Source organism: Pseudothioclava nitratireducens, assembly GCF_029210495.1.
Lineage (GTDB): Bacteria > Pseudomonadota > Alphaproteobacteria > Rhodobacterales > Rhodobacteraceae > Pseudothioclava > Pseudothioclava nitratireducens.
In genome coordinates this window covers 1-7,342 of the sequence record NZ_JARGDK010000020.1, presented here as the reverse complement: position 1 = coordinate 7,342, position 7,342 = coordinate 1, and the positions used below count along the sequence as shown (strand labels likewise).

6 protein-coding genes and 1 pseudogene are annotated in these 7,342 nt (G+C 61.8%); 2 read left to right on the top strand and 5 right to left on the bottom strand.

Annotated elements, in window-relative coordinates; genetic code table 11:
- Positions 1–499 precede the first annotated feature (499 nt).
- Positions 500–1,729, top strand: a complete 1,230-nt coding sequence (locus tag P0X85_RS14800; protein ID WP_275815076.1) for a putative DNA modification/repair radical SAM protein — start codon at positions 500–502, stop codon at positions 1,727–1,729.
- A complete protein-coding gene (locus P0X85_RS14795; protein ID WP_275815073.1) occupies positions 1,729–2,565 on the top strand; it encodes a TIGR03915 family putative DNA repair protein in 837 nt (278 codons plus the stop codon). The genes P0X85_RS14800 and P0X85_RS14795 overlap by 1 nt, the downstream gene beginning before the upstream one ends.
- Before the next feature lie 42 nt (positions 2,566–2,607).
- Here P0X85_RS14795 and P0X85_RS14790 read toward each other — a convergent pair whose 3' ends face one another.
- The 5 genes and pseudogenes from P0X85_RS14790 to P0X85_RS14770 form a co-directional block, all read right to left on the bottom strand.
- Positions 2,608–3,630 (bottom strand): nucleotidyltransferase family protein, encoded by a 1,023-nt coding sequence (locus tag P0X85_RS14790; protein WP_275815070.1) that lies wholly within the window; start codon positions 3,628–3,630, stop codon positions 2,608–2,610.
- Positions 3,631–3,845: 215 nt separating this feature from the next.
- Complete coding sequence (locus P0X85_RS14785) at positions 3,846–4,775, bottom strand: metallophosphoesterase (protein WP_275815067.1); 930 nt, start codon at positions 4,773–4,775, stop codon at positions 3,846–3,848.
- Positions 4,776–5,147: 372 nt separating this feature from the next.
- Positions 5,148–5,270, bottom strand: a pseudogene (locus P0X85_RS14780) (ATP-binding protein); the annotation flags it as partial.
- 84 nt (positions 5,271–5,354) lie between these two features.
- A complete protein-coding gene (locus tag P0X85_RS14775; RefSeq protein WP_275815064.1) occupies positions 5,355–6,662 on the bottom strand; it encodes a HipA domain-containing protein in 1,308 nt (435 codons plus the stop codon).
- Positions 6,659–6,949: a helix-turn-helix domain-containing protein gene (locus tag P0X85_RS14770; RefSeq protein ID WP_275815061.1), complete on the bottom strand. Its 291-nt coding sequence runs from the start codon at positions 6,947–6,949 to the stop codon at positions 6,659–6,661. Before P0X85_RS14770 ends, P0X85_RS14775 begins: the two co-directional genes overlap by 4 nt.
- Between the last annotated feature and the right edge of the window lie 393 nt (positions 6,950–7,342).

Below are 7,342 nucleotides of genomic sequence, written 5' to 3'. Positions count from 1 at the left end.
CAGCATAACCACGAAAGCCGCCTGATCATGACCTCAGGCCATCTGGGAAATTACACCACCTTGACGGACGCTACCCATCAGTAACTTAAGGCGTTCTACGCAGGATGTCGAGCTGGTAGTTTCATCAGTTTCCAGTTTGTACTCGATAGCGATTAGCCGCCTGGCCCCACGACTACAAGCGTCATCGCACGAGCACGTTCTTCGCTGCCTTTGACGTGAAGTCGCGTCTGGCCATTGGGAAATGCATGCTGCCACCGTGAAAAGCTGTTCCTGAGCTTCATGCCCGAATCGACAAAGCTGTGAAGAAACCGCGCGGCGTGCATTTGGTTTTCAATAACTACGCCACCCAACGCGCCGTTGGCTCCAATCAGAGTATCCTCCCTTTGAGCGAGCTCACGGGCTCGTGCCGTGCGCTGATTTCATCAGTCTCACTGGATCGCCCCGCCGGGACTGATCGCAGGCTCTTGAACCGGACACGGTAAGAACATAACATGAACGCATGGTTAAACGCACCCTCACCGACAAACTTGCGATTCTCGCGGATGCCGCGAAATACGATGCGTCCTGCGCCTCCTCTGGGGGGCAGCGGCGCAATTCCAAGGATGGCAAGGGGCTTGGCTCGGCGGGCGGTTCGGGGATCTGCCACGCCTATACGCCCGACGGGCGCTGTATTTCGCTGCTCAAGATCCTGATGACCAATTTCTGCATCTATGACTGCGCCTATTGCGTGAACCGCGCCTCCAGCCGGGCCGAGCGGGCGCGCTTTACCGTCGAAGAGGTCACCCGACTCACCATCGAATTTTACCGCCGCAACTATATCGAGGGGCTGTTCCTCTCCTCGGGCATCATCCGCTCGCCCGACGACACCATGGCCGATATGGTCCGCATCGCGCGCACCCTGCGCGAGCAAGAAAACTTCCGCGGCTATATCCACCTCAAGACGATCCCGGACGCCTCGCCCGAGCTGATCGCCGAGGCCGGGATCTGGGCCGACCGTCTCTCGATCAACGTCGAACTGCCGACCGAAACCGCGCTGAGCCAACTCGCCCCCGAGAAATCCGCCCGCACCATCCGCAGCGCCATGGCCGACGTCAAAACCCGGCGCGAGGCCAGCCGCGAACGCAGCCACAGGGGCACCCGCCCCCGCGCCTTCGCGCCCGCCGGGCAATCGACCCAGATGATCGTCGGCGCGGATGCCGCGACCGATGGGCAAATCCTCGGCAATGCCGCCTCGCTTTACGGCGATTTCCGCCTGCGCAGGGTCTATTATTCGGCCTTCTCGCCGATCCCCGACGCCTCGCGCCTGCTCCCGCTCAAGCGCCCGCCCCTGATCCGCGAGCATCGGCTTTACCAAGCCGACTGGCTGATGCGCTTCTACGGGTTCGAGGCGCAGGAAATCGCGCCGCAAGGCGGGATGCTCGATCTGGAGATCGACCCGAAACTGGCCTGGGCGCTCGCCCACCGCGAAATGTTCCCCGTCGATGTGAACCGCGCGCCCCGCGAATTGCTGCTGCGGGTTCCGGGATTCGGGACACGTTCGGTGGACCGGATCATCGCCGCCCGCCGCCACCGCAGCCTGCGCTACGAGGACCTGCTGCGGATTGGCTGCGTCCTGCGCAATGCACAACCCTTCATCACCCTGCCCGGCTGGTCGCCCCGCGCGCTCACCGACAGCGCCGATCTGCGCGCGCGCTTCGCCCCGCCACCCGAGCAACTGAGTCTCTTCTGATGCGCGTGATCTCCCTGCCCCGGATCGGCACCGTTCCCGCCTGGCGCCGCCACGCCCGCGCGCTGGCGGCCGAGGGCGTGCCCCCCGGCGCGGTGCTCTGGCAGCTCGACGCCCCGGAGGGCGCGCCCAGCGACCTCTTTGCCGGCGCTCCGGCACCCGAGCCCCCTGCCCCGCCCGTGACGCTCACGCTCCCCCGTGAGGCCGTGAGCGCCATTGAGACCGCGCTGCACCATTCCGACCCCGAGCGCTTCGCCCGCACCTATGGGATCGTTCTGCGGCTTGCACGGGGCGATCTGCGGTGGGGCGACCGCTCCGATCCGGCTCTGCACCGCCTGCTTGCGCAGGAAAAGGCCGTGCGCCGCGACATTCACAAGATGCACGCCTTCGTCCGTTTCCGCGAGATTGGCACGCCCGAGGCTCCCCGCCGCACCTTCGCCGCGTGGTTCGAGCCCGACCACCCGATCGTCGAGCCCGCAAGTTCGTTCTTCGCCAAGCGCTTTGGAGATATGGACTGGATCATTGCGACGCCCACGCTCACCGCACGCTTCGTGTCCGGCACCCTGAGCTTCGAGGAAACCCGCGACACCGCGCCCCCTGCCCCGGACGCGACCGAGGCGCTCTGGCGCACCTATTTCACCCATATTTTCAACCCGGCGCGGCTGATGGTGTCCGCGATGACCTCGGAAATGCCGCGCAAATACTGGAAGAACCTCCCCGAGGCCGACCTCATCCCCGAAATGATCCGCACTGCACCAGAGCGCGCGATGGGCATGATCGAGGCCGCGCCGACAGTGCCGCCAAAACGCGCCGAAAAGCTGCGGCGCGGCAATGTTTAATATTTATTATCGATATCTTATGTGGTTTGCAGGGAGGCCACCCTACCCCGCCAAGGCTTGCGCCGCCTCTGGCATCCGGGCCAGACTCGCCGCCAGCCGGTCACGCCATTTTGCCCCCCGCGACAGCGCGTCCTCATAGGCGTCGCGCAGCTCATGCGGGCGGTCCTCGGCGAGGGCCGCGATGAGGAACGCGGCCTGTCTGCGGTCCTTCGCGGCCTTGAGCCGATCCCGCCCTTCGCGCCGCTCCGCCACGATCAGCTTGTGAATGGCGAACCGCTCGGGCCGCGGGATCTGGACCAGCACGCCCGAGCGATACAGCACCGCCGCCGGGATCGGGTCGGCAATCAGGAAATTAAGGTGGCGCAGAGCCTGTGCCGTGACGCCAAGCGCCGCAAGCGGGCGCGGCCCCTCTTCGGCAAAGGCGGGCGTCAGGAACTCGACCAACGCCTGCCCCCTGCTCTGCCGCCAGCGCCATGCGGGCGTGTTCTCGACCGTCGGCACCGGGTCGAACTCGAACGCGCGCAGCACCTCGGCCACGGGCGGCTCGGCCTCATCGTCGAGCGCAAGCGACAGGCGCTCGAAGCTTGCGATGTCGAGGTCCCCGGTCTGCGCCATCTCGTCGAAGCGGTAGCGCAGGCCCAGCTCACTCTCATACAACCGAAACGCATGTGTTCCGATCACCGTGCCGCCCAGCCGGAACACCCCCGATTGCGCCAGCGCAGAGACAAGGCTCCCGGTCGCGGCATCGAGGCTCTGGAACCCCTCGGCGCGCAGGATACGCACCAGCCGCGTCTGTTCCTCGGCCCGCGCCTTCGCCGCCGCGCGCAACGCTTCATGCCGGGCGATCCGGTCGCGGAGTTCGGGGCTATCCTCGCCGATATAGGTTTTGCGCACCGAATTCCCGACCCGGTAACTGTCATACCAATAACTCCGGTCGCCCCGCTGCACCTGGCTCGCCGTGCCGCGCAGATCGGAAACCTGCGCATCGAGCAGCAGCCGCAAAAGGTCGTGATAGGCAGCGTGCCCCGTGGGTGAATGTCGCTCAAGCCTTTGATTTCGCCTCATACCGCTCTGCCCGGCCCTTCGTGTTCAACAAAAACGACTCTTGTTGAGCATATCGCCATGTTCAACAAAAAGATAGAGCGTTGAACATCCCCCTGCGCTCCCCCGCCCGCGCGCCCCAAGTTGAAAGCTCGACCCTACAACTCGATGGCCACCTGAGATTACACCGTCGCCGGAGCAGAAATTACACCACGTCCGTGGACGCTACCAAAAGTCCCCTAGCGATGGATCACTACGTTTTCCAGATTTAGCTCTGGCAAACCCGTAACATGCCTGTAGGTAACAAGGGGGCCATCGGTCCCTGCTGAATAATCGAGGCAAAGGGCATTTGCGCTTTGAAGTTGGGGCTCACCCGACATCCAGTAATGTCCAAAAAAGACAGGTTTTTCCTGACCGGGATAGATGCCCACGAACAAATCATCAGGCAGCGGTCCATCCGGAAGCTGCTTGATATCTGGCACCGAAAGCGCAACCTGACCCCAGTTTTGAGCGACATCGCTCCACCACTTCACCCTCACACGGTACCGAACCCTCCCACTCTTATCCTCGAAGGAATACGGATGAGGCAAACATGCCTCCGGTCCCTTTGCAACTGCTTCGACCAGGTCATAGAGTTCTTCCCCTTTTTGGCCTGCTAGGATCAACTGCTCCTCAGATAGGACGCCGGCTCCAGTCTGCTGCCTTAGGTCATCGATTGCATCCTGGATCCACGCCGCATGAACAGCGCGAAAACCCTCTGTCTCGATGAACAGCGGCAACCCTCGCATCCATTCCACCACATCCTGGGTCTGCGAAGCCCCTAGCGGGAACTCTCTCAGAAAGCTCTCATGCTGCTCCAAGTTATGCTTGTCATGCACGCGAAGAGGCGTCCCCTTGTCCGGATCATTCGTATGGAAGTGAATGGCATTCAATTCATGGTTGCCCATGATGGCCTGGGCGCGCCCCGCATCCATCAGTTCGCGCACAATCCTGATCACGGCGGCATTTTCGGGACCACGGTCGATAAAGTCCCCTAAGAACACGATCTGACGGTCGGGCTCCGGATGCCGCCATGTCATGGCAGTCCGCTGCCAGCCAAGGTTCTGCAACGCGAGGCGGAGTTTCTCGGCCTGACCGTGGATATCTGGAATAATGTCAGTTACGCACATGACTGTTCTATCCTCATTCTCAAAATCGAACTGACCCGCCGCTGAACTTTTATCTAGCGGCGACCGGAGCTTGGTTGGTGTCTACGCCGATTGGCGCAAGCTGAGCAATCGTCCGACGCGCGGAGCTTTCATCTCGCAGAGCGGACGATTTCAGTGGTCAGGGCCCGTCGCAAGTCAAATAAGCTAAGCACCTCAGAGGGGCACAACGGCTGTCAAAGGCGGAGTCGAATTGTGCTTCGGGGCGACGCAAAACTGGGCCACTTTGGATTTGCACCAAAAGTGGGACGGACGGCGGCCAGTCAGTCGCGCTGTATATCTAGCTGGCGGGTTACTGGCCGCCTTGGACCTTCACGCCCAAGTCTAGGCTACGCATCAGTGGTTGTTGTCGCCGGGCTTGCGCGCGCGACTTTTCGCGAGGCGATAGCTTTCGCCGGTCATCTCACGGATGTTGACGTGATGGGTCAACCGGTCGAGAAGCGCGCCGTTCAGCCGCTCGATCGCCTTGGACGATGCCTTCCAGCTATAGGCGCCCGCACGCATGCCCGGCTTGAACGCCCATTTATGTGTCGCCCGTGCCATCTACAGCCTCCCCGCCATGCGCAGCGCACTTTCCTCGACGGCTTCGGCTGTCTGCACAACATATCCCTCTGTGGCGCCAGGCAGCGCGGTCACTTCGGCCGCTACCTTCGCTCTGTTCGCCACCATCGCGTCAACGATCTGCTGCACGCGGTTTTTCACATCGGTGGGGCGGTAGCCGATTTCGTGGGCGATGGCTTCCCAATGTCGTCCTGCAACCATGTCCGGATTGCGCTTCTTGCCATCGATAAGCTGGGCGTAGGTCTTCACGACATGGGGCCAGGACAGCACCGTCGAGACGTCATAAATCGGCGCCAAGCGCGGCGCGGCTCCGACCGGCAGGATCAGGGAATAGTTCTTCGCATGCGCATCTGTGTTGGCGACGAGGATGTTGAAGATGACCTGATCGAGCAGCGCCAGCGCATCTGTCGCGCTGACATGGCGTCCGGTTTCCAGCAAGGTTTTCAGGTCAAGGCCGGGCAGCGTGCCACGTTCGTATTTCCGCCCCGGTGGCAGACCATTGGCCTGCGCAAAATCCTCCTGGTGCAGACGCAGGAGCTGACCGCTCCGCCCTACCCTGCGATCATAGCGCAGAACACCGATGGCAGTTCGTTTCGACGACTGGAGAATGGTCGCCTGCGCGGCCTCGATCCCGATGGCTTGCGCCATGCGGAGACACCAGACTTCGTTTTCGGTGATGCCGGTAAGGTTGGGATTGTCAGGCTTCACGATCAAGGTGGACGGCGCCCCGTTGAGCGGGATGGCGAGCACGTCTCCCTCCTGCGGGAGACGCAGCACAGGCGCACCGTCCGGGCCCAGTACGGCCAAAGCCGACTTCTTCTGGCCACCCGCCAAGGACTGACGCACGCCCTCCTCACCGACCAAAAACGGCCTGCGACCGAGATCCTCGAAGTGGCGCTCGAGCGCCAGGCGCGGATCAGCTGTGTCGTAAAAGGCAGTAAGCGGCGCATATTTCCAGGCACCGCGATCCGCCGCGGCACCGAATGACAGAGCGCCAGCGGTATCGCCGCCGATCTCAGCCAGCACAGCGAGGATGTCGGCTTGGTCGAGGCCTAGAGACCTGGTCAGCACCTGAAGCTGTTCCTCCTCGGGCAAGAGGTTTGCCAGCCAGGGAGAGATAACATCAGAGGGATAGGGTTCGGCGCGGAGCAGCATGGTAACAGACAAGGGGAACGCCCCAGCCGTCTGCAGCCAGCGATCTTCATAACGCAAAGAGAGAGATCCGTCAGCCGCAACATCGACCTGCCCTACTGCCAGATCATCAAACCAGATGGGGACGGAGGCGGTCACTGATACTCACCGAGGTCATAGCCCCCGGATGTTGCCGTAAGGCTGGGCTCGATGGTTACAGGCCCGTCCGCTATCAATGTCGCGGGAGCCACGCGCAATGCATCAGCGATCCGCTTCAGCGTCGTCAGCCGCGGATCGCGTTTGCCAGTTTCGATCAAAGAGAGCGCAGGCCCACTGATACCGGTGAGGCGTGCAAGTTGCTCTAGGCTCAAACCCTGCGCTGCCCGGGTCTCGCGGATCCGCTTGCCGGCATACGCCAGCAGCATCTTCTCGGAATCATCGACCATCTACGGCACCTTACCTTTTTCGGTAAATATAGCGACAAAACAGGCTGCGATCAAGGCTTGTTATCTTTAAAGGTAAGATCGTCGTTTCAGGGAAGCACGCGAGGCTGCTATTATCGAATAAGGTAAGCGCCCCTGAGGGGCCGAACGGCCATTTTCACAGGGTTGAATGCCCGCGAATGCGGGCCGATGCACGCCGGTGCACGCGATTGCGGTCGAATGCGATTTTTCTTGTGGGGTGTTGACGTGCTGTTGACGTAAAACGCGGAATGGGCCGTGGTATCAAAATACCATCAAGCAAGCGTTTGTTTTATTTTAATATTTTGGTTGCGGGGGTAGGATTTGAACCTACGACCTTCAGGTTATGAGCCTGACGAGCTACCGGGCTGCTCCACC